At 45.1% G+C, this 26,665-nt stretch carries 27 protein-coding genes; 22 read left to right on the plus strand and 5 right to left on the minus strand.

Features of this window, described 5'->3' with window-relative positions; translation table 11 throughout:
- Window positions 1-98: 98 nt before the first annotated feature.
- The gene (locus vsple_RS03925) at window positions 99-605 is read right to left on the minus strand and encodes a Fe3+-citrate ABC transporter substrate-binding protein (protein WP_255231225.1); all 507 of its coding nucleotides are present in this window, start codon (window positions 603-605) and stop codon (window positions 99-101) included.
- A gap of 126 nt (window positions 606-731) precedes the next feature.
- Window positions 732-1,865, minus strand: a complete 1,134-nt coding sequence (locus vsple_RS03930; protein WP_255231223.1) for a flagellar assembly protein FlgT — start codon at window positions 1,863-1,865, stop codon at window positions 732-734.
- Window positions 1,866-2,057: 192 nt separating this feature from the next.
- Here vsple_RS03930 and vsple_RS03935 point away from each other — a divergent pair, with 192 nt between their 5' ends.
- Both vsple_RS03935 and flgP read left to right on the plus strand, forming a co-directional pair.
- Window positions 2,058-2,693: a FlgO family outer membrane protein gene (locus vsple_RS03935; protein ID WP_255231222.1), complete on the plus strand. Its 636-nt coding sequence runs from the start codon at window positions 2,058-2,060 to the stop codon at window positions 2,691-2,693.
- A gap of 9 nt (window positions 2,694-2,702) precedes the next feature.
- A complete protein-coding gene (gene flgP, locus vsple_RS03940) occupies window positions 2,703-3,134 on the plus strand; it encodes a flagellar assembly lipoprotein FlgP (RefSeq protein ID WP_255231221.1) in 432 nt (143 codons plus the stop codon).
- A 200-nt stretch (window positions 3,135-3,334) separates the two neighbouring features.
- Here the strand turns inward: flgP and vsple_RS03945 are convergent, their stop codons facing one another.
- From vsple_RS03945 to flgA, 3 genes are all read right to left on the minus strand, one after another.
- Window positions 3,335-3,760 (minus strand): flagella synthesis protein FlgN, encoded by a 426-nt coding sequence (locus vsple_RS03945; protein ID WP_261882725.1) that lies wholly within the window; start codon window positions 3,758-3,760, stop codon window positions 3,335-3,337.
- Window positions 3,761-3,806: 46 nt separating this feature from the next.
- Window positions 3,807-4,124 (minus strand): flagellar biosynthesis anti-sigma factor FlgM, encoded by a 318-nt coding sequence (gene flgM / locus vsple_RS03950; protein ID WP_255231218.1) that lies wholly within the window; start codon window positions 4,122-4,124, stop codon window positions 3,807-3,809.
- 202 nt (window positions 4,125-4,326) lie between these two features.
- Window positions 4,327-5,073: a flagellar basal body P-ring formation chaperone FlgA gene (gene flgA / locus vsple_RS03955; protein ID WP_261882726.1), complete on the minus strand. Its 747-nt coding sequence runs from the start codon at window positions 5,071-5,073 to the stop codon at window positions 4,327-4,329.
- A 77-nt stretch (window positions 5,074-5,150) separates the two neighbouring features.
- Between flgA and vsple_RS03960 the strand changes: the two genes are divergently transcribed.
- The 20 genes from vsple_RS03960 to fliS all read left to right on the plus strand — a co-directional run bounded on the left by vsple_RS03960 (window position 5,151) and on the right by fliS (window position 26,504).
- On the plus strand, window positions 5,151-6,077 hold the full coding sequence (locus vsple_RS03960; protein WP_255231216.1) for a chemotaxis protein CheV: 927 nt from the start codon (window positions 5,151-5,153) through the stop codon (window positions 6,075-6,077).
- Window positions 6,078-6,090: 13 nt separating this feature from the next.
- Entirely contained in the window at window positions 6,091-6,921 is an 831-nt protein-coding gene (locus tag vsple_RS03965; RefSeq protein ID WP_255231214.1) for a protein-glutamate O-methyltransferase, read from the plus strand.
- Between the two features lie 245 nt (window positions 6,922-7,166).
- Window positions 7,167-7,562 carry a flagellar basal body rod protein FlgB gene (gene flgB / locus vsple_RS03970; protein WP_102465501.1) on the plus strand — a complete coding sequence of 132 codons (396 nt, stop codon included), beginning with the start codon at window positions 7,167-7,169 and terminating at the stop codon, window positions 7,560-7,562.
- Between the two features lie 4 nt (window positions 7,563-7,566).
- Complete coding sequence (gene flgC, locus vsple_RS03975; RefSeq protein WP_032550123.1) at window positions 7,567-7,980, plus strand: flagellar basal body rod protein FlgC; 414 nt, start codon at window positions 7,567-7,569, stop codon at window positions 7,978-7,980.
- A 17-nt stretch (window positions 7,981-7,997) separates the two neighbouring features.
- Window positions 7,998-8,705, plus strand: a complete 708-nt coding sequence (flgD, locus tag vsple_RS03980; RefSeq protein WP_261882727.1) for a flagellar hook assembly protein FlgD — start codon at window positions 7,998-8,000, stop codon at window positions 8,703-8,705.
- Between the two features lie 49 nt (window positions 8,706-8,754).
- The gene (gene flgE / locus vsple_RS03985) at window positions 8,755-10,059 is read left to right on the plus strand and encodes a flagellar hook protein FlgE (RefSeq protein ID WP_255231208.1); all 1,305 of its coding nucleotides are present in this window, start codon (window positions 8,755-8,757) and stop codon (window positions 10,057-10,059) included.
- Between the two features lie 253 nt (window positions 10,060-10,312).
- The gene (gene flgF / locus vsple_RS03990) at window positions 10,313-11,062 is read left to right on the plus strand and encodes a flagellar basal-body rod protein FlgF (RefSeq protein WP_255231207.1); all 750 of its coding nucleotides are present in this window, start codon (window positions 10,313-10,315) and stop codon (window positions 11,060-11,062) included.
- A gap of 21 nt (window positions 11,063-11,083) precedes the next feature.
- The gene (flgG, locus tag vsple_RS03995; RefSeq protein ID WP_032550127.1) at window positions 11,084-11,872 is read left to right on the plus strand and encodes a flagellar basal-body rod protein FlgG; all 789 of its coding nucleotides are present in this window, start codon (window positions 11,084-11,086) and stop codon (window positions 11,870-11,872) included.
- A gap of 55 nt (window positions 11,873-11,927) precedes the next feature.
- Window positions 11,928-12,704, plus strand: coding sequence for a flagellar basal body L-ring protein FlgH (gene flgH / locus vsple_RS04000; RefSeq protein WP_255231206.1), 777 nt, complete (start codon window positions 11,928-11,930; stop codon window positions 12,702-12,704).
- 96 nt (window positions 12,705-12,800) lie between these two features.
- The gene (locus vsple_RS04005; protein WP_261882728.1) at window positions 12,801-13,892 is read left to right on the plus strand and encodes a flagellar basal body P-ring protein FlgI; all 1,092 of its coding nucleotides are present in this window, start codon (window positions 12,801-12,803) and stop codon (window positions 13,890-13,892) included.
- A gap of 10 nt (window positions 13,893-13,902) precedes the next feature.
- Entirely contained in the window at window positions 13,903-14,820 is a 918-nt protein-coding gene (gene flgJ, locus vsple_RS04010; protein ID WP_261882729.1) for a flagellar assembly peptidoglycan hydrolase FlgJ, read from the plus strand.
- 193 nt (window positions 14,821-15,013) lie between these two features.
- On the plus strand, window positions 15,014-16,894 hold the full coding sequence (gene flgK, locus vsple_RS04015; protein ID WP_261882730.1) for a flagellar hook-associated protein FlgK: 1,881 nt from the start codon (window positions 15,014-15,016) through the stop codon (window positions 16,892-16,894).
- 12 nt (window positions 16,895-16,906) lie between these two features.
- The gene (flgL, locus tag vsple_RS04020) at window positions 16,907-18,100 is read left to right on the plus strand and encodes a flagellar hook-associated protein FlgL (protein ID WP_261882731.1); all 1,194 of its coding nucleotides are present in this window, start codon (window positions 16,907-16,909) and stop codon (window positions 18,098-18,100) included.
- Between the two features lie 400 nt (window positions 18,101-18,500).
- Window positions 18,501-19,640 carry a flagellin gene (locus tag vsple_RS04025; protein ID WP_255231201.1) on the plus strand — a complete coding sequence of 380 codons (1,140 nt, stop codon included), beginning with the start codon at window positions 18,501-18,503 and terminating at the stop codon, window positions 19,638-19,640.
- A 634-nt stretch (window positions 19,641-20,274) separates the two neighbouring features.
- On the plus strand, window positions 20,275-21,408 hold the full coding sequence (locus vsple_RS04030; protein ID WP_255231200.1) for a flagellin: 1,134 nt from the start codon (window positions 20,275-20,277) through the stop codon (window positions 21,406-21,408).
- A gap of 675 nt (window positions 21,409-22,083) precedes the next feature.
- Window positions 22,084-23,214, plus strand: coding sequence for a flagellin (locus vsple_RS04035; protein WP_255231199.1), 1,131 nt, complete (start codon window positions 22,084-22,086; stop codon window positions 23,212-23,214).
- 82 nt (window positions 23,215-23,296) lie between these two features.
- Entirely contained in the window at window positions 23,297-23,722 is a 426-nt protein-coding gene (gene flaG / locus vsple_RS04040) for a flagellar protein FlaG (protein ID WP_239842564.1), read from the plus strand.
- 22 nt (window positions 23,723-23,744) lie between these two features.
- Window positions 23,745-25,772, plus strand: coding sequence for a flagellar filament capping protein FliD (gene fliD / locus vsple_RS04045; protein ID WP_261882732.1), 2,028 nt, complete (start codon window positions 23,745-23,747; stop codon window positions 25,770-25,772).
- 3 nt (window positions 25,773-25,775) lie between these two features.
- Window positions 25,776-26,081 carry a flagellar protein FliT gene (gene fliT / locus vsple_RS04050; RefSeq protein WP_255231196.1) on the plus strand — a complete coding sequence of 102 codons (306 nt, stop codon included), beginning with the start codon at window positions 25,776-25,778 and terminating at the stop codon, window positions 26,079-26,081.
- Window positions 26,082-26,093: 12 nt separating this feature from the next.
- Window positions 26,094-26,504: a flagellar export chaperone FliS gene (fliS, locus tag vsple_RS04055; protein WP_008218262.1), complete on the plus strand. Its 411-nt coding sequence runs from the start codon at window positions 26,094-26,096 to the stop codon at window positions 26,502-26,504.
- Window positions 26,505-26,665 lie beyond the last annotated feature (161 nt).

Below are 26,665 nucleotides of genomic sequence, written 5' to 3' on the forward strand. Positions count from 1 at the left end.
GCGATCCCGGTCGCTGTTTTTTTATGGCTGGTTGCACATTGCCCTGCTTCTGGTAAGACATCGATTTAGGAGAGGTATCATGGTCTGCAGCGGTGTGACTACTTGAGGTCAATGCTGTTTAGGCGTCCCATGAATACCAAGAGATCAATTACATCTTTGTGTGCTTCCAGTAACGCTCGCTTGGTTTGGCTGTATGCGGCTAGTCGGCCATGTTTTCTAATTGAGCAGACTTTAGTTCGATATTTATACTCACCGTTTTCGGTAAACACGCGCCACTTAGCAATATAACATTCGTCGCGATGTTCAGGGTCGCTTTGAGTTGGATTGGGTTTGAATACGATTTTAGGTTCTAGGCTGTGTGGGAGTCGCGTCATTAGGTATGGGTCTTTGAGCACCTTGCCCCAGAATTTCCCCCATAACTGTTTACCGAGTTCATCACGTAGTTTGATGGTTTTTTTAAGTGCCTTCTCTTCTCCAAGTCGCACAAACCCAACCGACCGATGCAGAACTGTATCGTCAGGCGTGTGGATATGGATTTTGTATGCCGTCTTGCCTTTTGAGATGAAGCGGTAACCGGTGGCTCCAATCAGGTTATTCTCACTCATAGCTTACTAATTGATGGTTATGTTATTAGTAAGATTACGCCAAATATCAGAAAAACAGAAACCGATTGAGCGGAAAAAATAAAGCCCTGAACTCTACTTCAGGGCTTTGTTATATATTTGAAGGTCTTACATCAACTTCTGCATCACGTCGCCAATTTGAATGCTACCCGTTAAGCTAGGTTGATCAATGGTCAGTTCAGCTTCGTTTTCGTAAACACGAGTCACAGTAAGGGTGATGTCACTCTTAGATACCTTGTTGCGAGGCAGGCCATTTTGATCGATAAACGACCCAGTGTGCCATAGTTGAAGCTTGTCGCCGTTTTGAACGCCATGTAAACGACCTAAATCCATTGTCACGGTATTACCAAATACGGCAGCCACCTCCGGAAGAGTGATTTTACACGACACTTCCGACTCTAAATCGAGCATAATATTTCGGCTTACTCGCAACATCATGCTGCCATAGGTTGATGCCCAGAAACGTGCACTCTTGGTATCCACCTCACTGGTTTTCGGGAAAGGCCATTTTGCCACTTCACGATAACTGCGGTTGTAAACTTGATGGCCAGTTTTGCCGTCATACACCTGCATCTCTAAAGCAAACTGACGGTTAATCACATCGTCTTGCAGGAGTTTTGACTCGATGGTTGCCGTTAAATCGGTGATGGTGCCGCCGATTACGTATTGCGCTCCATGGTCTTGCGCGATCATTTTCAGTGTCTCTGGCTGGCGTCGGTCTATCTCGTAATCGGTGGTACCAACGGAAACAAAACTGCGAGACTCTTGAGATAGCTGGCGATTAATGACGTGGCTGAAGTCGTCGCCAATGTTATAAACTCGACCCATTACCGCTTGTTGCGGAGACGCGAGGTCCACGTTGCCGACCAAAAATGTCTTCTTATACTGACTTTCATGGCAACCATTTGCCGAAGGGTAAATGTCGATGCGGGCGGTGATCATGATGTTGCCGCTGCGCTTTCTCTCTTTTTCGACGAGGATGTATCTCACTTCGTGGTTAGTGAATTGATACTCTTTTTGCCCCGGCTGTAGATAGGGCGTTAGGTTAGCGATACTACCAATATCACCTCCAGAGAACTGCATCGCTTTATAAACAGCATCTTCAAGGGCATGAACTCTTGCCGCATCTTCAGACGCGACTATCGCCGCTGTACCGGTAACTTCAAACCATGAAGCATGAGCACTGAAAGTCATGGTGAGCAGCGAACCTATTGAAAATAGTGTGGAAAATATTTTTTTCATCTATTTGTTACCAGTTGGGTATAAATATTGCTTAACAAATTATCAGAAGCGAACTGCTGATTTGAGTGCTGCTTTTATTAATCTGAACAATTAATCAAAAGCAAAGACTGTTCCAACATTGTAATCCATTAAAGGAAAGAGTGGTGAGAATAGGTTGCACAGTCTGGTACTAAAACATCTGGAGAGAACACGATGAAAAAATGGCTTGTAGTAATCAGCGTAATGCTAATTACATCATGTGCTTATTCGCCTATCTATAACGGTAAGACTGAGTATTCGGGTAGTCAGTTTATGTTAATGGATAGTCCGCGTCATACAATGGACTACTTTGTAGAGAGTATGACCGAAGATTTGATCCTATCCAACACCAGCGTATCGGCACGTACACCTATCGCCGTCACCTCGTTTGTTGATTTGCAACATATGGACTCGACCAACTGGTTAGGAAATTCCGTCTCTGAAGGTTTTATCCATCAGTTTCAGCGTCGTGGCTTTAAAGTGGTAGACTTTAAAACAACGGGATCGATTCAGGTGACTCAGCAAGGGGATTTTGCTTTAAGTCGAGATTGGAAAGATTTGGCGCAAGAGCAAGATGTTCAATATGTTCTGACAGGTACTATGCTGCGTCAAGAAGGCGGTGTGCTAGTTAATGCTCGTGTAGTCGGTATGCAAACGCGTATTGTTGTCGCGTCGGCGCAAGGTTTCTTGCCTGCAGACCGTATTGGTCGTGACTTAGATACATTGAATAGTATCCGCACTCAAGACGGTGTAATCATTCGTTCAGATCCAACAATTAAACAACCGTACACGGTTATTCTTCGCCCATAGGAGCCTGTCATGAAGAAGGTGATGTTTTTACTCGCGGCTTTATTACTTGTTGGCTGCCAACCTTTGCAAAGTATGCGACCAGACGATTTCTTGGTAGCGGTTGGTTACGCAAGCATTAGCGAACAAAAAGGGCGTAACGATGAAGAGAAGCGCATTCGAGCGATGCGTGCGTCAAAGATTGATGCGTATCGTGAGTTGGCAGAGCAGGTCTATGGTATGCGCGTTAGTGGTCGTGCTGAGCTTGAAGACCAACGTTTAGGTACTGAACTGACTTCAGGCGCGGTGGATGGCGTTATTCGAGGTGCAGAAGTGGTACGCAGCTACCCAGTGGGCGACAGCTACGTGACTGAATTGCAGCTTGATATCAAGAAAATGGATAAACTGCGCGATTACGGTGAGGTTCAAGCCGTACCAGAGAAGCGACAACAAACACTTTTCTAGCGCTGCTTGACTGATAATGAACTCTGTTGCTGGCTTTCCAGATGGTAAGTGGCAGAGAACCACATTCAGTTTCACGCAAAAAGCGGCAAGTATTGGATACTTGCCGCTTTTCTATTTTCAGTGGCTTAAGCCAATTTGATAGTTGAGACTAAGTTCAATGATTGAAGCGGTGAGTGTGTCACTCGAATGGAAAAGTAGAGCTACGCTTTTACGTTGGTTCCTAACGTAGATATGGTGTGCGTCTGTCCTCCGGCATTGTATGTCATGCCTATTTTTCCGTGGCTTTGCTGCATCATGTTGCTAAGTTTGTTGAAGCTCAGGTGTGCACGGTTGAGTGCTTCACCATTAACAAGGTTTGCTTGTTGGCAATCGTGAATAATAGAGCGGATTTGGGCGACGAGTTCGACAAGCTCTGGCTTCTCGCTTAGCTCGGTTACATTAGTGTGCGCTGCAATTCTTTGGTCGGTATTTTTTAACTGTTCAACCAGCACGACTTTTTCTTTAGCAATACGTTCAATCTCGCTTGATTTTCTACTGGTAATAGCGCTCTTTTCCGAACTCAGCAGTTCAGAGAGAGCTTGGGCGCTTTGAAGTTGAAAATTAACTAAGTCTGCGAGTGCTGCCATACTAAAACCTAATCACGCTTAATAGTCAGTTGAACGCAAAACGAACTTATAGGCCTTTAAGCTCGTTTTCGAATTTGATCATGTTGTCAGCCAGTTTTTCTGGGTCAACAGTATACGAGCCGTTTGCGATCGCTTCTTTAATCGCTGCGACTTTTACTTGGTCAAAGCTTGGTTGTGCAGCCATATCTTGGTGCATTTGACCAATAGCTTTACTTTGTTGGCTTAGCGATACCGCATCTTTACTTGCGGGCTTTGCCGACACTTCAGAGCTCGATGCTTGCGAACTGCTAGTATCAGTACGCGCCGCTGAGCGGTTAGTTGTCGTTAGGGTTTGGCCTGAACGAATATTATCAATGCCTGCCATAGTTGAGCCTTTATCTACGAATATGGGAACCTGTACAGTCGCTATCGGCCGCCGGTTCAATTACTTTAGAGATTTTTAACTCGATTGTTGAATTCTCTAATAGAGTATCATTTTGGCAGGGCGGCGTGTTAACAAAGCAACAAATCTTCCATGCCGAGATGGGCTGCATCCTGCTTATGATAAGAGCGTCCGATTTCACTCATTAGAAATGAACGGTCACTTCCGACATATCGGTAACAATACCTTCAATTATACGCTGTGATTTATCGTTTTTCACTCTCACTTGATCACCAGTTGAACCATCTGTTAAAGCAGTGCCTTTGGTTGTAATGGTCATGCCACCTTTAACCGCTTGTATGATAACCTTCTCATTACGACAAACGACGCAAATATCACCTCTCTCAATAACATCACCAGGGCGCAGGTTCTTTTTCACTTTGGCTCCGATGACCTGTTCCGGAAGGGTATAGCCTTGGCGACGAAATTGGTGAAGTGAAATCATAGCGGTAGTGACATCATATTGGCCGATAATCTCACCCCGTGCGATGGTTCTTGTTGCTGTGACCAGCGGTGCGGAAATAGAGAGTCGAACCGGGACATACACTCGCCATTCATCAGAGATACACTGCACGAGGACGGTGATGCTACTACGAGTGTTGGCAGCGGTAGAGGCGCTAGTTTCTAGAGGGGTGGGGCAATCTGTTGCCTTGATCCTAGAGTCTACATTGGCGGATTGAACCAAAAGCTCACCGCCCATGGGTTGCTCAACTGTGTCGAGAATATGCTGCTCAGCCGCAGTTTGAATCGCCTCAATTTGTTCTGATGTCGCACCTTGTACAAAAAAACTAAACAATATTGATATAATGCCGATAAACTTAGCGACAATTTTAAAAAAAGCTCTACATGTTGTTATGGAAAATGGTTGCAGATTTGAGTTATGATACGTCATTCTGTTCCTCTAATGGTTCGTAGCCTGTAGTAGACTAACACTTTTTAATCAAAATAGTTTGATATGGAGATGCGCTCATGACGGGTATTCTTGATTCAGTGAATCAGCGTACGCAACTCGTCGGTCAAAACCGATTAGAATTACTAACCTTTCGCTTAATGGGGCGTCAGCGCTATGGTATTAACGTATTTAAGGTTAAAGAAGTACTACAGTGTCCTAAGTTGACTTTAATGCCGAACTTAAACCCATTGGTCAAAGGGGTTGCGCACATTCGTGGTCAAACCATCTCGGTTATCGATTTGAGCTTAGCGATTGGCGGTCGCCCAACAACAGACGTAGAAAAGTGTTTTGTTGTAATTTCTGAGTTTAACCGTACTATTCAAGGCTTCTTGGTAAGCTCTGTTGAGCGAATTATCAATATGCACTGGGAGTCAATCTTGCCGCCACCTGATGGCGCAGGTAAGGCGAACTACCTGACGGCGGTAACTAACATCGATAACGAATTGGTTGAAATTCTGGATGTCGAGAAAATTCTTGCAGAGATCTCTCCGGTTGACGAAACAATGGACAGCAAAATTGCTGAAGAGATTGCAGAAGTTGAGCAAGAGAAACCACTAGTTAGACGCATTCTGATTGCGGACGATTCGACAGTTGCCCGTAAGCAAGTACAGCGAGCTATTGAATCGATAGGCTTCGAAGTGATTGCTGTTAAAGATGGTAAAGAAGCTTACGAGAAACTGATGCAGATGTCGGCAGAGGGCAGCATTTACGACCAGATCTCTCTTGTTATCTCGGATATCGAGATGCCCGAGATGGACGGTTACACACTGACTGCAGAAATCCGCCGTCATGCAGAATTAAAAGACCTATATGTAATTTTGCACTCGTCTTTGAGTGGTGTATTTAACCAAGCAATGGTTGAGCGTGTGGGTGCGAACTCATTTATCGCGAAATTTAACCCAGATGAGCTTGGTTCAGCGGTTAAGTCCGCGTTAACTGAATAAAAAAGAGACATTAATGACTGCTATAACAATTAGTGATCAAGAGTATCGTGATTTTAGCCGCTTTTTAGAATCTCAATGTGGCATTGTACTCGGTGATAGCAAGCAATATCTTGTACGCAGTCGCCTTAGTCCTTTAGTTACAAAATTTAAATTGGCGTCTCTGTCTGATTTACTGAGAGATGTGGTAACGGGTAGAAACCGCGAGTTGCGCGTGGCGGCAGTTGATGCCATGACGACCAACGAGACACTTTGGTTCCGAGATACTTACCCGTTTGCTGTGCTTGCGGATAAACTTCTTCCGGAAATAGCGGCAAACAAGCGTCCTATCAAGATTTGGTCTGCGGCAAGCTCTTCTGGTCAGGAGCCGTACTCAATGGCAATGACCGTGCTTGAGACTCAAGCTCGTAAGCCAGGTATGCTGCCAAATGTTTCGATCACAGCCACAGACATTTCCGCGAGCATGCTCGATATGTGTCGTGCTGGTGTGTACGACAATCTAGCGTTAGGTCGTGGCCTGTCGCCTGAACGTCGCCGTACTTTCTTTGAAGATGCGGGTGATGGCCGTATGAAGATTAAAGATAATGTGAAGCGCATGGTTAACTTCCGTCCGCAAAACCTAATGGATAGCTACGCACTGTTAGGTAAATTCGACATTATCTTCTGTCGCAACGTATTGATTTACTTTTCGCCAGACATGAAGTCTAAAGTGCTAAATCAGATGGCTAACAGCCTTAATCCGGGTGGCTACCTACTGTTAGGTGCTTCGGAGTCTTTGACTGGTCTGACTGACCGTTTTGAGATGGTACGCTGCAACCCGGGCATCATTTATAAGCTTAAGTCATAGCAAGCATATAGACCCGCCAGTTTTTCTTATCAAACCCAGCCATCGCGCTGGGTTTTCTTTTTTGCCCCGCTCGGTATATCTTTAGAACAGAGTGACATTCCAATTTACTCTACTCTTGGCTTGTAAATTGCAGGCTAAACAGCGAGTAACCGATAAAAAGCATTCATTGTTCTATTGGCTTGAAAAGTTGGTATACATATTGCTTTGGTTATTTCATAACAGTCAGTTCTTGAGTTGAGGTTTACATGACTATTTCTTTTGACAACGCATTAGGCATTCATCAACACACAGTTGGTGTACGTGAGCGCAACGCTGAGGTGCTTTCCACCAATATCGCGCAAGCAAACACGCCTGGTTACAAGGCAAAAGGATTAGACTTCAAAAAATCACTGCAGGCGGCAAGTTCTGGGGCAAGCATTGGTCTTAGCCGCACGGACGGTCGGCATATTTCTGCCTCAACGACGGTGAATGGGGAAACTAAGTATCGTATTCCTACTCAACCTGATACAGGAGATGGCAACACGGTGGATTTGGATTTAGAACGAAACTTGTTCATGCAAAACCAAATCAGGCATCAAGCCTCTCTAGACTTCTTAGGAAGTAAATTCAAGAACTTAACTAAAGCGATTAAAGGGGAATAATTAGATGAGCTTATTTAATGTATTCAATGTGACTGGTTCTGCGATGAGTGCTGAATCTGTTCGTCTAAACACGACCTCAAGTAACCTAGCGAACGCGGACAGTGTAAGTAGCTCAGCTGATGAGACTTACAAGGCACGCCATGCTGTGTTCGGCGCTGAGTTAAGTAAGGCACGCAATAGCGGTCATACCGTGCCGGTGAAAGTATTAGGTATCGTAGAAAGCGATAAACCGCTTAGCGCGGAGTACAACCCAGATCACCCATTAGCAAACGACGAAGGCTACATCTACAAGCCAAACGTTAATGTTATGGAAGAGATGGCAAACATGATTTCAGCTTCACGTGCGTACCAAACAAACGTACAGGTTGCTGACTCGAGTAAACAAATGCTGCTGCGTACGCTGCAGATGGGTCAATAAGGATAAGGAGGTAGCATATGGCCGGAATCAATAATGTTGGTCAAAGCGGCTTGTCCTATGTTGATCAGCTTAAAAATCTTCAAGACAGCAAAAAGCCTGATGAAACAACAGGTAAGCAAGATCTTAAACAAGAAGACTTCTTATCGTTATTGACCAAGCAGCTTGCTCAGCAAGACCCTTTTAAGCCGGTCAGCAATGACCAGATGATTGCGCAAATGGCTTCATTTGCGACCGTAGATGGCATTGGCAAGATGAATACACAGTTTGAAAGCTTGAATTCATCAATGACATCTAACCAAGCACTTCAGGCCTCATCTTTAGTAGGGCGTGATGTGTTAGTTCCTGGCGCGGCAGGTGTGAAACCCGGCGATGGCGGCATGGCGGCAATGGTAAAACTTCCTCAAGCTATGGATAACTTAATGATCCGTGTTGAGAACGAAGTGGGCCAATTGGTCCGTACCTTTGATGTCGGCTCTAAGCCTGCAGGTGACACACGTGTTGAATGGGACGGAAAAGACGAAGACGGCAACCAATTGCCTGCTGGTAAATACAACGTGAAAGCGGCTGGTTTACTGGATGGAGAGAGCGCAGAGTTCCAAGTATCGACGTATGCGAACGTGAACAGTGTGCTTCTTGGCAAAGGTGATGGCAACGTACTACTCAATCTGGCTGGTTTCACATCGCCAGTACGACTTGCTGAAGTACTAGAAGTTGGCAAAGCGTAGCTCAAGATAGAGTGAATATGCTGGCTAGATAGATTAGGAGAATATTGGAATGTCATATGTAGCTTTAAGCGGTCTATCCGCAGCTCAATTAGATCTGAACACAACAAGTAACAACATTGCCAACGCAAACACATTTGGCTTTAAAGAGTCGCGTGCTGAATTTGGTGATGTTTACTCAAGCTCTCTATTTACGAACGGCAAAACCACTCCAGGTGGTGGTGCTCAAGCGAATAAAGTTGCTCAGCAGTTCCACGAAGGTTCAAGTATTTATACCAACAACCCAATGGATTTACGTGTAAGTGGCACAGGCTTCTTCGCTGTGGCAAAAGACCGTATGGTACCTGAGATCAACGAACTGACACGAAATGGTGCATTTCACCTAAACAAAGATAACTACATGGTTACTTCTAACGATGAGTTTCTTCTAGGTTACGATGTTGATCCAACTTCGGGAGAAGTTCTATCTTACGCACCGAAGCCGCTGGCGATTCCAGCTGAATTTGGTAAGCCAAAACAGACTGAAAATATTGAAGTGGGTGTCAACCTACCTGCAAACGGTGATCTAAAAGATCCGGCTGCGTTTAACTTCAATGATGCAGATACTTATAACCGTGCGACCTCTTCAACGGTCTACGATTCTATGGGTCAGTCTTACAAGCTAACTACTTACTACCTAAAAGACCAAACCCAGCCAAACACATGGCAGACTTACTACACTATGACAGATAGTGAAGGTGAGAAGCCATTGAACATTGCTGGTGGTGATGCGACAAACGCGACGGGTCATATCGGTCATACGATGCGCTTTAATAACGACGGAACTCTAGCAAGCCTAAACAATGGTCAGCCAATTGTGTCTGAAGCGTTAGGTGCGGGTGCCGTACCGGTGAACCTAAATGGCGCGGATGTAACACAAACACTGAACTTTGGTTTAGACTCTTCGACGCAGTTTGCAGCACCGTTTGAATTGACAAAATTCGATGAAGACGGCGCAACAACAGGCTTCCTAACTAAGGTTGACTTCGATGAGTACGGTAGTGTTCTAGGTACATACTCAAACGGTGAAAACGTAATGCTAGGTCGTGTTGGTCTAGTACGTGTTCCTAACGAGCAAGGTCTAGATAAAAAGGGCGGCACTCAGTGGGATTCTACTAATTACTCAGGTGATAAAATCTGGGGTGAATCTAACAAGGGTTCATTTGGTGGAATCAACAATGGCTCACTTGAGCAATCGAACATCGATATGACTCAAGAGCTGGTTGACCTGATTTCTGCTCAACGTAACTTCCAAGCGAACTCGCGTTCTCTAGAAGTTCACAACCAACTACAGCAAAATATTCTTCAGATTCGTTAATACCTTCTTGGTCTGAATCATCTGCGAATACCCAATTCAATCCGTTTGAATTGGGTATTGTTGCTTGCCTATCTATTTGCCGCCTCAATTGCCGCGCGGTAACGTTTGTTCTTGCCACCCCCTGGCAGAAAGGATCATTTTGATCTCTGTAATTCCCTTTTTCCGACCTAACACTCTGATTATAAACATTATTTCATAGTTGGCACAGTGATTGCTTTATTGGCTCTAGATAATGATTTTTTGGAGCAAAATTATGGATCGCGCACTGTTTTTAGCCATGAGTGGCGCAAAGCAAAATATGCAAGCTTTGCAGCTACGTGCCAACAACCTCGCCAACGTAAGCACAACAGGCTTTCGTGCTGACCTAGCACAAGCTCGTTCAATGCAAGCGTACGGTGAAGGTATGCCAACACGTGTTTTCAGCATGACAGAGCGCCCGGGCCATAATTTTGAGCAAGGCAGCGTTGTGACGACTGGCCGTGATTTAGACGTCACTATTCAAGGTGATGGTTGGATTTCGGTAATGGACAATTCTGGTCGTGAAGGTTTAACCCGTAACGGTAACCTCAAGATCGACCAAAACGGTCTACTGACTAACGGCAGTGGTCATCTTGTTCTTGGTGAAAACGACGCACCGATTACCTTACCAATCCCACTAAGCAAAGTAGAAATTGGTACAGACGGTACGATTTCGGTGATTCCTCAAGGCGCTCCAGCTGAAGAACTTGCCGTTGTCGATCGCATCAAAATGGTTCGCCCAGATAATCAAACCCTATTTAAAGATACGAATGGTCTTTTCCGTTCGAAAAACCCAGATCAGGCATACGAAGCTGATGCAGCCGTTACGCTGCTGACTGGTGCCATCGAAGGCAGTAACGTGAATGCCGTCGGTGAAATGACAAGCTTGATTGACCTACAGCGTCAATTTGAAATGCAAGTCAAGATGATGAGCACAGCAGAAGAGATGGACAAGTCGTCTGATTCACTGCTTCGTATGAGCTAATAGAATTTAAAGGAAAATACTATGCATCCAGCATTATGGGTAAGTAAAACGGGTTTAGACGCCCAACAAACCAATATTTCAACAATTTCAAACAACCTTGCTAACGCATCAACGGTTGGCTTCAAAAAGAGCCGTGCCGTATTTGAAGATTTGTTCTATCAAAATATCAATCAGCCAGGCGGTCAATCGTCTCAAAACACTGAACTGCCAAGTGGTTTAATGTTGGGGGCGGGTTCCAAAGTGGTCGCGACGCAAAAAGTGCACACTCACGGTAATGCGCAAACGACAACCAACAGCCTAGATATGATGATCGAGGGTGACGGCTTTTTCCAAGTTGAAATGCCAGATGGTGAGACAGGTTACAGCCGCAATGGTCAATTCACATTGAATGGCGACGGCGCAATCGTCACTTCAGGTCAAGGCTACCCGTTACAGCCGGAAATTGTCATTCCTGAAGATGCAATTTCGATTACTGTCGGTAACGATGGTGAGGTTTCAGTGCGTATTCGTGGTGAGCAGAACAACGTCGTTGTTGGTCAGATTACGATTACTGATTTTGTAAACCCAGGCGGTCTTGAACCTGTTGGTCAGAACCTTTATCTGCCGACGGGCGCGAGTGGTGATCCGCAAGAGGGTGTACCGGGTTTTGATGGCTTAGGCAACATTCGCCAGTCGATGTTGGAAACGTCTAACGTAAATGTAACCGAAGAGCTGGTCAACATGATTGAAGCTCAGCGTGTTTACGAAATGAACTCAAAAGTGATCTCATCAGTAGACAAGATGATGAGCTTTGTTAACCAACAACTTTAATCGTTAGATTAAGTAACGTGTAATTATCCCTGCTGCTGACTAAGAGAGTATCACCATGAAACGTATTTTTTGTTTAGCCCTGCTAGCTTCGATGACTGGTTGTAGCATGCTGGAGCCTATCGAAACGCCAGAACAACAAAATGCCACCACTGTGGTCGATGCGGTAGAGGGTGATAAGTCGAGTGAAGAGAGCTCTGGTATCGTAGACACATTACGTGGTCGTACTGATCCAATAGCGGGTGATCCGGCTTGGGCACCAATCCATCCTAAGCAGAAACCCGAACATTACGCAGCAGCGACGGGGTCGCTATTTAATGTCAACCATATTGGCAGTATGTACGATGACTCTAAGCCACGCGGTATCGGTGACATCATTACTGTGGCGCTTGATGAAAACACGCGTGCGACTAAAAAAGCTAACGCGGATATGTCTAAATCGAACGACTCATCAATGGAGCCATTGGCTGTCGGTGGGCAAGAGCTGACTATCGACAAATACAACTTCTCTTACGATCTAAGCAACACCAACACCTTTGCTGGTGATGCATCGGCTAACCAAAGTAACAGTATCAGCGGCTACATTACCGTAGAAGTGATTGAGGTGTTGGCTAATGGGAACTTGGTGGTACGCGGTGAAAAATGGATGACGCTGAATACCGGCGATGAATACATTCGCTTGAGCGGCACGATCCGTCCGGACGATATTGGCTTTGATAACACCATCGCTTCGAACCGTGTTTCCAATGCTCGAATTCAATATTCCGGTACTGGCGTACAACAAGATATGCAAGAGCCTGGATTCTTGGCACGATTTTTTAATGTAGCTCTATAGCGATAATCACAGTGCCGATTGTTTGACCATCAACAAACGGTATTGGATTTAGAAGAAACTTAATGTAAATCAGAGCAATAGAGACAGGTTACTCCCATGAAAAAGCTAGCACTTGTACTTTTCGGCATGTTATTTCTTGCCACCACTGCTCATGCCGCTCGTATCAAAGACGTGGCAAAAGTTGCAGGTGTTCGTAGTAACCAATTGGTTGGCTATGGTTTGGTAACGGGTTTGCCGGGTACTGGCGAAACAACACCTTTTACAGATCAAACGTTTAACGCGATGCTGCAAAATTTTGGCATCCAATTGCCACCCGGCACTAAACCAAAAACCAAAAACGTGGCAGCGGTTATTGTTACTGCAGAGCTTCCTGCTTTCTCTAAACAAGGTCAAACCGTTGACGTCACCGTGTCTTCTATCGGCTCAGCAAAAAGCTTGCGTGGTGGTACGCTACTGCAAACTTTCCTGAAAGGTCTTGATGGGCAAGTGTATGCCGTCGCACAAGGTAACCTAGTCGTGAGTGGTTTCAGCGCACAAGGTAACGATGGTTCTAAGATTGTCGGTAACAACCCGAACGTCGGTATTATTTCGAGTGGTGCGACGGTTGAGCAAGAGATCCCAACACCATTTGGTCGTGGTGATTACATTACGTTCAATCTAATTGAGTCTGACTTTACAACTGCTCAGCGTATGGCTGACGCGGTGAACAACTTCCTTGGACCACAGATGGCATCCGCTGTAGACGCGACTTCAGTTCGAGTTCGTGCACCGCGTGAGATTAGCCAGCGTGTCGCTTTCCTATCTGCGATTGAAAATGTTGAGTTTGACCCTGCAGAGGGCTCAGCAAAGATCATTGTTAACTCTCGTACCGGTACCATTGTTGTTGGGAAGCACGTACGTCTTCGTTCAGCTGCTGTGACTCACGGTGGTATGACGGTAGCAATCAAAGAGAATTTAAGCGTTAGTCAGCCAAATGGTTTCTCTGGCGGACAAACCGTTGTTGTTCCTGACTCAGACATCGAAGTCACGGAAGGTGACGGTAAAATGTTTAAGTTTGAACCTGGTTTGACTCTGGACGACCTAGTAAGAGCGGTCAACGAAGTGGGTGCGGCTCCTTCTGACTTAATGGCAATCCTTCAAGCACTGAAACAAGCGGGTGCGATTGAAGGCCAGTTGATCATTATCTAAGGGGTGGGTCATGATTAAGAACAACAACGACATCGGCTTTATTCACGACATCGGCAGTCTTGATCGACTTCGTCAACAAGCGGTCAATGGTGAAGAGGGCAGTGAACAAGAAGCGCTTAAAGCCGCAGCAAAACAGTTTGAATCCATTTTTACTTCTATGCTGTTTAAGTCGATGCGCGATGCCAACTCTAGCTTCAAGTCAGACATGCTCAACAGTCAGAATGAACAGTTTTATCGTCAGATGTTGGATGATCAGATGTCGAGTGAGTTGAGCGCATCGGGTTCATTGGGCTTGGCAGATATGATTGTTGCTCAGCTTAGTGCTGGACAAGGTTCTGACAATCAAGAAACTAAGGTTCGCCAAGAAGGGTTTGATCCTGCACTTGAGCGCCCTAAATACTCTAAGAAAGTGGATAGAACAGAACGTCCAGAGACAGTGGCAAACGTGGCGGCACAGCCTGTTTCGTTCGACTCACCGGAGTCCTTCGTTGCCTCAATGAGTCCGTATGCTGAAAAAGCAGCGCGTGCTCTGGGTGTTGATTCATCACTACTTCTTGCTCAAGCCGCTCTCGAAACAGGCTGGGGCTCTAAGATGGTGAAAAACTCTTTGGGCAATAGTAATAACCTATTCAACATCAAGGCTGATCGTAGTTGGAAAGGCGATAAGGTTGCGACTCAAACGCTAGAGTTCCACGGAAAGACAGCGGTAAAAGAGCAAGCTTCATTCCGTTCATACGCTAACTTTGAAGAGAGCTTTAACGACTACGTGAAGTTCCTAAATGAGAATCCTCGTTACCAAACCGCGCTTCAACATCAAGGCAGCTCAGAGAACTTTATCAAAGGCATTCATAGTGCTGGATACGCAACTGACCCGAACTACGCCGACAAGGTGTTGAGAGTTAAAGCCAAAATCGATCAGATGAACTGATCCAATGATTCATAGAGAGCTCACCAACTGGTGGGCTCTTCTTTTATCTGTTTCTCTTTTCCTATCTATTTATCACCTTTTATCTTCCAACTCTCTTCTTTTAACGCCTTGTAATTAGTTTGGCACGTAAATTGCTTTTTAGACGTAAGGTTAATCAGTTTTACTGATTTTATTAGGTTTTTTTGGGGGCATTATGGCGTCAGATCTGTTGAATGTAGGTACACAAAGTGTGCTTACCGCTCAGAGACAGTTAAACACCACAGGTCATAACATTTCTAACGCGAATACAGAGGGTTATAGCCGACAATCTGTCATCCAAGGTGTTAATGATCCGCGCCAATATGGTGGTCAAACCTACGGCATGGGTGTGCATGTGGAAAATGTTCGCCGCTCTTGGGACCAGTTTGCCGTTAATGAGTTAAACCTATCGACAACGAATGCCGCTAATAAGAACGACACCCAAAGTAACATCGACATGCTCTCGGGTATGTTGTCTTCGACGGCCTCTAAAAAAATTCCTGAGAACATGAACGAGTGGTTCGACTCGATCAAAACGTTATCCGATACGCCAAATGATATCGGTGCGCGTAAAGTGGTACTCGAGAAGGCGGGTATCATTTCTCAAACATTGAATGAATTTCATGAAACGATTCGCCAGCAGTCAGATGTTGCCAATAAAAAATTAGATATGGGTATCGAACGCGTTAACCAACTCGCGATCGAAATTCGTGACGTTCAACGCTTGATGATGCGCACTCCTGGTCCACACAATGACCTGCGCGACCAGCATGAAAAACTGATCAATGAGCTATCTGGGTACACCAAAGTAACGGTGACACCCCGTTCGAATGCTGAAGGCTTTAACGTTCACATTGGTAACGGTCATACCTTAGTTTCCGGTAGTGAGGCGAGCCAATTGAAATTGATTGATGGATTGCCTGATGCCCATCAACGACGTTTAGCGATTATTGAAGGTAAGGCGATAAAGCCGATTACGAGCGCAGATATTGACGGCAAAATTGGTTCGATGTTGGATATGCGTGATGAACACATTCCTGAGGTGATGGATGAGTTAGGCCGTATGGCCACAGCGCTCTCTTATCATGTCAATAAGCTACAAAGCCAAGGTCTAGACCTTAACGGTAATGTTGGCCGCAATCTATTTACCGATGTGAATTCAGAGCTGGTGGCGAAATCGCGTGTCGTGACGAGCGGTCAGTCGCAAGCCGATGTTGCGGTGTTCATTGATAACACCAACGCGCTTAAAGGCGGTGAGTACGGCTTAAAGTACGACGGCAGTGATTATGTGGTCACGAAGCCGAGCGGTGAAACCGTTAAAGTTACCACTGACTCGAGTGGCAGTGCTTTCTATCTAGATGGCATGCGTGTTGAGATTCGTAATCCACCTGAATTGGGTGAAAAGATTCTATTACGACCAACGCGCAGTTTTGCCGCTCAGATGCAAATCGAAAGCAATGATCCTAAAGATATTGCCGCACAGAGCTATGAAGCCTCGACAACCTTTGCTCAAGGTGATGCGGAATTTAAGATCCTTGCTGCAGGGCAGTTGCGTGAATTTGAAGTGATTGTCTCGCCACGTGGTGAACAATTTGCGGTCACGGATACTAAAGGCAACGTATTGATGCAGCCACAGCCGTATCCACCATCTGGTCCAGTGACTGTCATGGGGACGACTTTCGAGTTGACACCTGGCGCTATCGCCAACGATAAATTTACCGCCAACCTTGTTCCGTCTGAAGGTGATAACGGTAACCTGCGAAAAATGCAGGATATTCAGACGAACAAGTCACTCGACGAAGGTAAATCAACGCTGCTGGATACCTACCATAACCTGAATACTAATACAGGGTTGAAGGCGTCGACCGCCAATCGTCTTAGTGAGATTGCAACGTTAGAAAAGCAGTCAGCGCAAGAGCGAATCGCTTCTATATCTGGGGTGAACCTCGATGAAGAAGCGGCAAATATGATGAAGTTTCAGCAAGCCTACATGGCATCGTCGCGCATTATGCAGGCGGCCAATGAAACCTTCGATACCATCTTGGCCTTAAGGTAATAGGAGGAAGTCATGTTAACTCGTATCTCCAGTTTCCATAATTACCAGTCGGTGCAAAACGACCTACGCCGTCAAGAGAACAAGGTTCATCATAACCAAGCGCAATTGGCGTCGGGTAAAAAATTGCAGTCGCCTAGTGATGATCCACTAGCGACTCACTACTTGCAGAATATTGGGCAGCAGTCTGAACAACTTAAGCAGTATGTAGATGCTATTACCTTGGTGAGAAACCGTTTAGAGCACCACGAAGTGCTGATCTCTAACTCTGAAGGTTTTGCCGATGAAGCAAAGCGTACAGTGATGGAGATGATCAACGGTGCATTGTCTCCAGCAGATCGCTTGGCAAAACAACGTGAACTGCAAGAGATTGCCAATAACTTCCTATATATGGCGAACTCGCAAGATGAGTCGGGCAACTACACTTTTGCTGGAACTAAGCTGAAGAATCAGCCTTTCTTTCGTGATAACGAAGGTAACGTGATTTACGGCGGTGACGACTATCAACGCAAGATGCGCGTCGCCAGTAGTTTTGAAATGCCAATGAACGATCCAGGCAGCAAGCTGTTCATGGAGATCGACAACCCGTTTGGTGATTACAAACCTACGTATGAGTTGCAACCTGCCTCTGAACTGCTTTTAGAGCGTGCGACTAACAGTGAATTTCAAGACCCTGCAACCTACAAAGTCACATTCGTCGATATGCAGAACGGCAAATACGCATATCAGCTAGAAAAAGATGGCAGTGTGGTAGCGGCCAAAGATTTTAACCCAACAGAAGGGATTAAATACGAGGGCCTGCACATTGAGCTGCGCGGTCAAATCACTAAGGGTGATTCGATTGTGCTAGAGCCAAGAGATAGCTTTTCGATATTTGATACCTTTCGTGATGCAGCGGCGTTGGCGGAGGAGTCGGTCTCTAATTCATCTGCAACCGCTCAGCTGCATCGGGCAACGGAAGAGTTTCATGCTGCCTTCATCCATTTAACTAAGGCTCGCACAGATGTTGGTGCGCGTTTAAACACATTGGATATTCAAGAGCAGCAACATGAGGACTTCAAGTTGTCGCTGGCGAAAGCCAAAAGTAACTTTGAAGATTTGGATTATTCAAAAGCGATCATTGAATTCAATGAGAATTCTCGAGCACTGCAGGCTTCTCAGCAAGCCTTTGGTAAAACGAAAGATTTGACGCTGTTCAATTACCTCTAACACTTTGTTGTATGAAATGAGCTCTGCTTTATGCCTTATGTGCAATGCCGTAAGTGCGAGAGGGTTCTAAAAATTGCCGCTTTCTTACCCGTTTTGAAATGTAAGTAACGTAAGCGGCAAAAAGCGGCAACACACCGGTTAGAGAGATTACACAGTCGTAATCTATCGATTGAAAGAACAGTAGTCTTGTTTTTAACTCATTGTTTTTTAATGATATAAATTTATTTTTTGTCAATTTAAAAATTGGCACACAACTTGTATCTATATAAGTCAGAAATGATTTATACAGGTCTTAAACCCTAGCTTAGGGTTTAGCAAGTAATATACGGTCAGTGCTTATCCATATGAGAGTAAAGCTGGCCGCTTCGCAGAAAGCTTGCGAACTCATAAGGAGAGCAAAATGGCAGTGAATGTAAGTACTAACGTTTCCGCAATGACAGCGCAGCGTTATTTGAATAAAGCGTCTAATGACCTCGCAACCTCGATGGAGCGTTTGTCATCAGGCCATAAGATCAACAGCGCAAAAGATGATGCGGCAGGACTGCAGATCTCTAACCGCTTAACGGCACAGTCGCGTGGTCTTGATGTGGCAATGCGAAATGCTAATGATGGTATCTCGATAGCGCAAACGGCTGAAGGTGCAATGAATGAGTCTACCAACGTTCTGCAACGTATGCGTGACTTGGCAATTCAATCTTCAAACGGTACTAACACCGCTGCTGAGCGCACAGCACTGAACGAAGAGTCTATGGCGCTTCAAGACGAACTTAACCGTATTGCGGAAACCACTTCATTTGGTGGTCGTCGACTATTGAACGGTTCGTTTGGTGAGGCTTCTTTCCAGATCGGCTCGAATTCTGGTGAAGCGATGATTATGGCGTTGACCAGCATCCGTGCGGATGATTTCCGTATGGGTGGTACAACGTTTGATTCAGAAAACGGCAAAGACAAGAACTGGGAAGTACCAGCAGACGCTCGTGACCTTAAGCTTGAGTTTGTGACTAAGTCTGGTGAAGAAGTGAAGCTGGAATTGATGACAAAAACAGGTGACGACATCGAAGAGCTTGCGACATACATCAATGGTCAGTCTGACATGATTAATGCGTCGGTTACCGATGATGGTCGCCTACAAGTGTTTGTTGCTGAACCGGATCTACAACAAGGCTCTATGTCTATCTCTGGTGGTTTGGCTTCTGAGTTAGGTCTCAAGAGTGAAGGTCGTCAAACAACGGTACAAGATATTGACCTAACGTCGGTCGCGGGTTCACAGAACGCAATCAGTATTATCGATTCAGCGCTGACTTATGTTGATTCACAGCGTTCAGATCTGGGTGCGAAGCAAAACCGTCTAAGCCACAGCATTAACAACTTGGCGAACGTACAAGAAAACGTAGATGCGTCTAACAGCCGCATCAAAGATACCGACTTTGCGAAAGAGACAACGCAAATGACGAAATCTCAAATTCTGCAACAAGCAGGTACTTCAATACTTGCTCAAGCAAAACAGTTGCCTAACTCTGCAATGTCACTATTGCAATAGTTATTGGTTGACCTTGCTGTTCGTGTCCAGACGTGGGCCATACAGCAAGGAAAACTGGCAAGCATACTTACTATTGAGTGTTTAGCTCTCTCATCTCTCACCTGCTTTACATTTTTACGGTAAGGATGCAACGGTAAGTCAGAATGTGTTCATTTCTCGATGATCTCCACACAGGCTCTGACCGCCACTTAGCCCCAGTTCTCTCAAAGGAAAAGGGGCTTTTTCCTTTCTAGCGTTCCTGTTTTTTCCCTTCTAACTTTCCTGCTTTTCAACACGCTCTCTTATTTTATTTCTCAGTTTCATTGTCAATCCTGGCCTTGCCAAAATTTTCTCTAATCAAAAGTTGCGCAATTATTAAACATCTCTTTTCTTAAATTTGCTCAAAATTCTCCTTTGAAGAGCCTAATAATTGAACTCTTCTAATTTTCAAACGTCAACTTTGGAAGTTTGTGGAATAAAAAATCTTTAATAAGTGTTTGTATTTATTGGTTTTGTTAAATTAATTGGTTTTTTTTGAAGTTTTTTCTAAAGCTCTAGAAATCTAAGCCGTTATTAAAAGTAACTTTGAGAGAACTACTTGGTTTTCCGAGACGTCGGAAACCGCAACACCGGAAAATCAATTGGAGAAATCACCATGGCAGTGAATGTAAATACCAACGTTTCAGCGATGACTGCGCAACGTTACCTAAACAACGCAAACAGCGCTCAGCAGACCTCTATGGAGCGTCTATCTTCTGGCTCTAAAATCAACAGTGCAAAAGATGACGCAGCAGGTCTACAAATTTCTAACCGTTTGAACGTACAAAGCCGCGGTCTAGACGTAGCGGTACGTAACGCGAATGACGGTATCTCGATTGCTCAAACCGCTGAAGGTGCAATGAACGAGACGACAAACATCCTGCAACGTATGCGTGATCTTTCTCTACAATCGGCGAATGGCTCAAACTCCAAAGCTGAGCGTGTAGCAATTCAAGAAGAAGTAACAGCACTGAACGACGAGCTGAACCGTATCGCAGAAACGACCTCTTTCGGTGGTAACAAACTTCTGAACGGTACATACGGTACTCAGTCTTTCCAAATCGGCGCAGACAACGGTGAAGCCGTGATGCTTGAGTTGAAAGACATGCGTTCAGACAACGACCAAATGGGTGGTCAGAGCTACCAAACTGAGAACGCAAAAGACAAAAACTGGAACGTTCAAGAGGGCTCTAACGACCTGAAAATGACGTTCACAGATAACTTTGGTCAAGCTCAAGAGATCAACATCAATGCAAAAGCGGGTGATGACATCGAAGAGCTAGCGACTTACATCAACGGTCAACAAGACTCTGTGAAAGCGTCTGTAACGGAAGATGGCAAGCTACAAATGTTCGCAGGTAACAACAAAGTAGAAGGCAAGGTAGACTTCTCTGGTGGTCTTGCGGGTGAGCTTGGTATTCAAGGTGGTAAAGAAGTAACGGTTGATACCATCGACGTAACATCGGTAGGTGGCGCTCAAGAATCAGTAGCTATCATTGATGCAGCACTAAAATACGTAGATAGCCACCGTGCAGAATTGGGTGCGTTCCAAAACCGCTTCGACCACGCTATCAACAACTTAGATAACATCAACGAAAACGTAAATGCATCTAAGAGCCGCATTAAAGACACAGACTTCGCGAAAGAGACGACGCAAATGACTAAGTCGCAAATTCTTTCTCAAGCGTCTAGCTCGATTCTTGCGCAAGCGAAGCAAGCACCGAACGCAGCACTGAGTCTTCTAGGTTAATCAAATAAAAGTGGCATTGCATTTGTCAGTGCCTCTTCCACAAATTAGCTCGTGGTGAGAGATGAGCGCTAAACAAACCCAGCTTCGGCTGGGTTTTCGCGTTTTTGGTATTTGGTAAAGTGTTTTGGGATATCCAATTGTGTCGTTGGTGGCGAGAGAGATTCCCTATCACGGTCGTCCCTCCCTGTAGGGAATGACGGGGGACGGTCATGATGACTTGGCTAGATGGAGGCTTTTATCGTCATCCCAGAACCGAGTAGAACGAGGTATCAGGGATCTCGTTCTTGCTCAGGTACAGATAAAGGAAGAGTTCTTTTTCTTTGATAAAAGTTAACGACCACCACCTCAATATCAAATGCAGTTAAATATCGACGCTTTCACAGTAAATTAATAAGTAACCATGTGCTTATAAATCCATCAATAGTTGAAACTTTAGCGAATATCGCCCGATTAATTGAACTACGATCACATTTTCTCTTGTTATTGAAAATAAAACCAAAAAAATCGATTTTTTTGTTAAAGCTTCTAATCAAAGCGCCGTTAAAGGGATTGAGAGAAATGAGATGTGCCAATGTGAGGTGAGAGACGCAGCGGTACATCAGACAATATTGATGTGTGCTTTATGTGAGGTGAGAGTCACTGGCGTGCATCAGAAATGCCTAAAGGAGATCAACTATGGCAATTAATGTAAACACTAACGTGTCTGCAATGACGGCTCAACGCTACCTAAATGGCGCAGCTGAAGGTACACAAAAATCAATGGAGCGCTTGTCTTCTGGCTATAAAATCAATAGCGCAAAAGACGATGCTGCAGGCCTACAAATCTCGAACCGCTTAACGTCTCAAAGCCGCGGCCTAGACATGGCTGTGAAGAATGCGAACGACGGTATTTCTATTGCACAAACGGCTGAAGGTGCAATGAATGAGTCTACAAACATTCTGCAACGTATGCGTGACCTTTCTCTACAATCTGCAAACGGCTCAAACTCTAAGGCTGAGCGTGTTGCAATCCAAGAAGAAGTAACGGCGCTTAATGACGAGCTAAACCGTATCGCTGAAACAACATCTTTCGGTGGTAACAAGCTTCTAAACGGTACTTACGGTAGCCAATCTTTCCAAATCGGTGCAGATTCTGGTGAAGCGGTAATGTTATCAATGGGTAACATGCGTACTGACACTCAAGACATGGGTGGTAAGAGCTACACAGTTGAAGAAGGCAAAGACTCTTCTTGGACAGTAGCGGCAGGTTCTGATCTAACAATGAAGTACAAAGACAAGTTTGGTGAAGAGCAAGAAGTTAATATCTCTGCAAAAGCAGGTAACGATATTGAAGAGCTTGCGACTTACATTAACGGTCAAAGTGAAGACGTTAAAGCTTCTGTTGGTGAAGGCGGTAAACTACAACTGTTCGCAGCAAGCCAAAAAGTACAAGGTGACGTTGAGTTCGGTGGTAGCCTAGCGGGTGAGCTTGGTATTGGTGACGGTAAAGATGTGACGGTTAACGATATCGACGTGACTTCTGTAGCGGGCGCTAACGAAGCGGTATCTATCATTGATGGTGCGCTTAAGTCTGTAGACAGCCAACGTGCTTCTCTAGGTGCTTTCCAAAACCGTTTTGATCATGCAATCAGCAACTTAGATAACATCAACGAGAACGTTAATGCATCTAAGAGCCGCATCAAAGATACTGATTACGCGAAAGAAACGACAGCTATGACCAAGTCTCAAATCCTGCAACAGGCGAGTACTTCAATCCTAGCTCAAGCGAAGCAATCTCCATCAGCAGCGCTAAGCTTATTGGGCTAAGCTTACTTAGTAAGCGGCAATAGAGGTCGACTTAGGTAGAGCTCTAATGCCACAGCTCATATGAGGTCGGAAGGAGAGTGTTATGGAAATATCATCCAGCGCATCGAACGTCCAGCCTTATGGCTCACCTAATGGCATTAAATTTGCATTCGATGAAGGTAGCAGTGCGCCAAGTGTTTCTAAACCGTTAGAAGTGGCACCCAAAGAGAAGGTAGAGAAATCGCAAGAGGATGCTACCGAAGCGGCGATTCAATTAGCTCAAGATAGACAAGAGCTGAATAAAGAAGAGCGCGTTAAAATGGTAGAGAAGATGAATGAGTTTATCTCTTCTATCAACAAGGGTGTCGCCTTTAAAGTGGATGAAGAGTCGGGTAGAGATGTGGTGACCATATACGAAGCCACAACAGGCGATATTATTCGCCAAATACCTGACGAAGAAATGCTTGAGATTTTAAGGCGCCTAGCGGCCCAAACCTCAAATAGCGGGCTATTGGAGGCGAAGGTTTAAGTCGTATTATTGAGGTGATTTAATGAGTTTAGGCCCACTTGGGATGTCGTCTGGCATGGATATCAACTCCATGGTCAGCAAAATTGTCGATGCGGAGCGCATACCTAAGCAGCAACGTATCGACAATGAAAGAACGCGAATCGATTCCAGCATTAGTGCCTATGGAAGACTCAGAGAATCGCTTGATTCGATGAAGAACTTAATGACGAACTTTCGTCAGGAAAAAGCTTTCGCTGTGAGAACAGTTGAAAGTACCGATGACGGAGTTGTGTCTGCAACCGCGACAACGGATGCAATTGCAGGCAAATATGCCATCGATGTGTTGCAGCTTGCCCAAAGTCACAAAGTGGCTTCTGATGTTCTATCGGAAGACATGAAGTTTGGCCCAGGTAAGCTGCAGGTTTCGCTTGGTGAGAAGAGCTTTGATGTACAGGTCGGTGAGCGTTCGAAACTTATCGACGTTGTACGAGGCATCAATGGTGCAAGCAATAACCCAGGTGTTCGTGCCTCGGTCATTAATGACGTTGAGGGGCCTCGCCTTATCGTCGCGTCAAACCTATCTGGCGCAGAACAACAGATTAGCATCAATGTTGATGCTTCATCGGATAACCCCCTCAAAAAACTTGAATACAAAACTCTTGAAGAGCGTGTAAAAGCCTTAGAATCGGCACGCCTAGCCGCTCAAGAGATCCTCTCAGTGCCTGCTCCAGGGCAAGATGTTGCCCCTATAGAAGCGGCAACCGAAACACCACAAGAGGTGGATGCTGCAGGCAATCCTGTGCCACAGGAGGCGTCTGAAGCTGAAAGCCTACCGCTTGATTCAGAACTCGCTCAAGATCCAAGCAGCCAAACTTTTGGAGAGGCAGCCGCGGCAGCTGGTCAAGCCGCGATAGATGCAGCGAAGGCATCGGCTTCTGTTATGCCAGAAGACAACATTCCAGGTTGGACCGAGACGGCATCAGGCACATTATTAGATTCTTATTACACACCAGAACTCGAACTGGATGAGAAAGCCATCGAGAAGGCGCCAGATGTGCCGGGGTGGAGCAACACCGCGTCGGGTACACTGACGGACTCTTACGTAACACCGAAAGAAGCTCAGCAAAAGCTTGAGGCTGAACAAGCTCGTATTGAAGAGAAAACCACTCAAGAAAAAGCCGTACTCGCAGAGCGTGTTGCCAAGGGTGAGATTACTGAGCAACAAGCCAAAGATATTGAACGCTCAAAACTTTCTCCAGAAGAGCGAGAGCACCTAGAAAAAATCGATAAAGCTCAAGCAGATTTAGAGAAAGCGCAGCAATCTTTTGATACTTACAGTGGTATGACTGAAGTTCAAGCGGGACAAGACTCTATGGTTGTACTCGATGGTGTAGCCCAGCTTTCGAGTAACAATAATGTGATTGAAGATGCGATTGAAGGTATTGATATCACGGTCAAAGGCAAAACACCGAAAGATAAACCCCCTGCGGAGATCGGGGTTGAGTATGACCGAGGTAGCGTACGTCGAGATATTGAAGCTTTTGTGGCGTCATACAATCAGTTTTATCAAGTTTCAAAAAGCTTATCAGGTGTCGATCCGACCACGGGTCAAAAAGGACCACTGGCCGGTGATAGTACCGTGAGAAATGCAGACTCGCGTTTGAAAAGTGTATTTTCAACTAGCATCAAAGGTGCACCACCAGACATCAGATCCCTAACTGAATTTGGTATTACAACAACCCGTCAAGGTACGCTTGAAATCAATTACGATATGTTGGATCGCCAGTTGAACAACAATTTCGACAAGTTGGGAGACTTCTTTGGCGGTAACAATGGCTTTGCTAAGAAGGTTGAAGATGCCATTCAAGGTATTACGGGTGTAACTGGTTCAATTCGAACACGTGAGCGAAGCCTAGTTGAACAGAATTATCGATTAGCGGATGATCAGGCGGCACTTGATCGCCGCATGGACGGATTAGAAAGCCGCACTCACTCTCGCTTTACTGCGATGCAAGAAGCAACTGGTAAAATGCAGTCCCAACTGGGCAGCATGATGAACGCGTTAGGTTAATAGATGAAGGACGAACTTCAGAAGCTTTGTGAACTAGATCAACAAATTATGGCTAAGTTCGAAATAAGTGAAATTAATACTGAAGAAATAATGGCGCTTGTCGATAACAGGGAACAGTTGCTGAAAAACGTGCTTCATTTATTGGATTCACACCCCGACGTTAAGCAAAGCTCCGAGTGGTATAATGCCATTACGAGGACAAGAAAATTGGTTGAGCTGATGCAAGCGGAAACGACACGAGTCGGCAAAGACTTACAGAAGTACCGTCACGGTAACAAGTCAGTTCAACAGTATAAAAAGTTTTTATAGAAGAGGTTTACTATGCGCGGTTCTTTACAGGCATATAAAAAGGTATCAGTGGATAGTCAGCTTACTGCTGCCTCACCCCATAAAATTGTTCAAATGTTGATGGCAGGTGCTATCGAGCGTCTTATTCAAGGTAAGGCTGCGATGCAAGCAGGGAATATTCCTGTTAAGGGTGAGCGTCTGGGTAAAGCGTTAGATATCATTATTAGCCTTCGTAGTTGTCTTTCAATGGACGATGGTGGTGATATCGCAAAAAACCTAGATCAACTTTATGAGTTTATGATCACGCAAATTTCTGCAGCGAATCACAAAAATGACCCTCAACCTATTGATGATGTGATTGATATTATCCGTGAGATTAAGAGTGCTTGGGACCAGATCCCGAATGAATATCACAATTTAACCTCTGCTGAGGTGGGTATTTAGAGAAAACTCAAAGTTCTAACCGATCTCACATGAGTTAATTGGTTGGTTGCCTTATTTTTTTAATCAAATAAAATAGAAGCCATTAGATAGCCTAATGGCTTTTTTCGTTGCTGATTTTCATAATTTGTCTATCGTTAATCTTATCAATGATACTTTTTCTG

The sequence above is a fragment of the Vibrio pelagius genome (assembly GCF_024347575.1).
Classification (GTDB): domain Bacteria; phylum Pseudomonadota; class Gammaproteobacteria; order Enterobacterales; family Vibrionaceae; genus Vibrio; species Vibrio pelagius.